Origin of the sequence: Fructobacillus durionis, from assembly GCF_900112405.1 — a bacterium.
GTDB classification, from domain to species: domain Bacteria; phylum Bacillota; class Bacilli; order Lactobacillales; family Lactobacillaceae; genus Fructobacillus; species Fructobacillus durionis.
In genome coordinates, this window is record NZ_FOLI01000015.1 from 2,501 (window position 1) to 5,320 (window position 2,820).

The window sequence follows — 2,820 nt, forward strand, 5'->3', positions numbered from 1 at the left end:
CTACAAAAGGCACGCCATCACCCTTTAACGGGCTCTGACTTCTTGTAGGCGTCGTGGTTTCAGGAACTATTTCACTCCCCTTCCGGGGTGCTTTTCACCTTTCCCTCACGGTACTGGTTCACTATCGGTCACTAGGGAGTATTTAGCCTTACGGGATGGTCCCCGCGGATTCCGACCGGATTTCTCGTGTCCGGCCGTACTCAGGATACTGTCTGGAGATCAGGCATCTTTCGGTTACGGGATTATCACCCTCTTTGATAACGCTTCCCAACGTTTTCACCTAAATGCTGATTTGGTAACTCAACGACAGTCCTACAACCCCAGAATGCAAGCACTCTGGTTTGGGCTCTTCCCACTTCGCTCGCCGCTACTATGGGAATCGATTTTTCTTTCTGCTCCTGCTGCTAATGAGATGTTTCAGTTCACAGCGTATTCCTCTAGTAAGCTATGTATTCACTTACTAGTAACATTAAAATGTTGGGTTTCCCCATTCGGAAATCTCCGGATCATAGCGTACTTACCGCTCCCCGAAGCTTATCGTAGTTAGTCACGTCCTTCATCGGCTCCTAGTGCCAAGGCATCCACCACGCGCCCTTATTCACTTAACCACAACTTTATCAGTTGGATCAGTTTTATGAGTTGGTCATTTTTCAGACCTGCGATTAAACCGTTCTTTATTAAAGAACTTGTGTTGTTTCTCGGTTTATTTAAGAATCAATTTCTTGATTTTAAAAGATTTTCTTGATTATTCAGTTTTCAATGTTCAAGCTTGACTGTTTGACCAGTCAATGGAGAATATCGGGATCGAACCGATGACCCCCTGCTTGCAAAGCAGGTGCTCTCCCAGCTGAGCTAATCCCCCGTACCTAATCGGTAGAGTAGACACACTCAAAACTAAACAAAACTTTGTAACAATTCAAATTGGCACCTAAGCCGCTGTAACGTTCCGGTTATCCTTAGAAAGGAGGTGATCCAGCCGCAGGTTCTCCTACGGCTACCTTGTTACGACTTCACCCCAGTCATCAGTCCTGCCTTAGACGGCTCCTCCCCGAAGGTTAGGCCACCGGCTTTGGGCATTACCAACTCCCATGGTGTGACGGGCGGTGTGTACAAGACCCGGGAACGTATTCACCGCGGCATGCTGATCCGCGATTACTAGCGATTCCGACTTCATGTAGTCGAGTTGCAGACTACAATCCGAACTGAGACGTACTTTAAGAGATTCGCTTACCCTCACAGGTTCGCTGCTCGTTGTATACGCCATTGTAGCACGTGTGTAGCCCAGGTCATAAGGGGCATGATGACCTGACGTCGTCCCCGCCTTCCTCCGGTTTGTCACCGGCAGTCTGTCTAGAGTGCCCAACTGAATGCTGGCAACTAAACATAAGGGTTGCGCTCGTTGCGGGACTTAACCCAACATCTCACGACACGAGCTGACGACGGCCATGCACCACCTGTCACTTTGCTTCCGAAGAAGACAGCCTAATCTCTTAGACCTTCAAAGGATGTCAAGACCTGGTAAGGTTCTTCGCGTTGCTTCGAATTAAACCACATGCTCCACCGCTTGTGCGGGTCCCCGTCAATTCCTTTGAGTTTCAACCTTGCGGTCGTACTCCCCAGGCGGGATACTTAATGCGTTTGCTTCGTCACTAAAGGGCGGAAACCCTCTAACAACTAGTATCCATCGTTTACGGTGTGGACTACCAGGGTATCTAATCCTGTTTGCTACCCACACTTTCGAGCCTCAACGTCAGTTGCAGTCCAGTAAGCCGCCTTCGCCACTGGTGTTCTTCCATATATCTACGCATTCCACCGCTACACATGGAGTTCCACTTACCTCTACTGCACTCAAGTTCGACAGTTTCCAAAGCCATTCCACAGTTGAGCTGTGGGCTTTCACTTCAGACTTATCGAACCGTCTGCGCTCGCTTTACGCCCAATAAATCCGGATAACGCTCGGGACATACGTATTACCGCGGCTGCTGGCACGTATTTAGCCGTCCCTTTCTGGTATGGTACCGTCACTGCTCATGCATTTCCTCATGAACCCGTTCTTCCCATACAACAGTGCTTTACGACCCGAAAGCCTTCATCACACACGCGGCGTTGCTCCATCAGGCTTGCGCCCATTGTGGAAGATTCCCTACTGCAGCCTCCCGTAGGAGTTTGGGCCGTGTCTCAGTCCCAATGTGGCCGGTCAGTCTCTCAACTCGGCTATGCATCATCGTCTTGGTGAGCCTTTACCTCACCAACTAACTAATGCACCGCGAATCCATCTTAAAGCGCTGCAAACGCAGCTTTTAACCTTGTAGCATGTGCTACTGGGTTTTATCCGGTATTAGTCACTGTTTCCAGTGGTTATCCCAGACTTTGAGGCAGGTTATTCACGTGTTACTCACCCGTTCGCCACTTACTTGGAAAGTGCAAGCACTTTCCGCTGTTCGTACGACTTGCATGTATTAGGCACGCCGCCAGCGTTCATCCTGAGCCAGGATCAAACTCTCATGTTAAAGTTTGAAGATTGCTCTTCGATTAAACTGACTATTTGTTATCTATCCGATAACGCCTATCCGTTTATTGTTTGTTACGAATTGACTTCGCAAATTTGTTAGATTTAGCTGTCAAAGCTAAATCTCGTTACAGATTTGTTTGTTCAAAGTTTTGTTCAGTTTTCAATGTGCTAACCCGATTGGGCAACTCATTTATTGTAACAGATGTTAGCAACTTGTGCAACAACTATTTTGATGAGTTTTGCTGGTGATTATCAAGCAAAACTTGATAACCGCTTGTCCCTCGCAAGGAACAATAATTAGTATACCG

Annotated in this window: 1 tRNA gene and 2 rRNA genes (1 of these 3 running past the window's edge); all 3 read right to left on the reverse strand. The window is 47.9% G+C overall.

What is annotated here, in order from left to right:
* A 23S ribosomal RNA gene (locus BMZ93_RS06495) occupies positions 1 to 608 on the reverse strand; it reaches 2,298 nt to the left of the window's first position.
* Positions 609 to 789: 181 nt separating this feature from the next.
* A tRNA-Ala gene (locus tag BMZ93_RS06500) sits at positions 790 to 862 on the reverse strand.
* A 98-nt stretch (positions 863 to 960) separates the two neighbouring features.
* Positions 961 to 2,510 (reverse strand): 16S ribosomal RNA (locus tag BMZ93_RS06505).
* Together the 16S and 23S rRNA genes with 1 tRNA gene alongside form the textbook arrangement of a ribosomal RNA operon.
* Positions 2,511 to 2,820 lie beyond the last annotated feature (310 nt).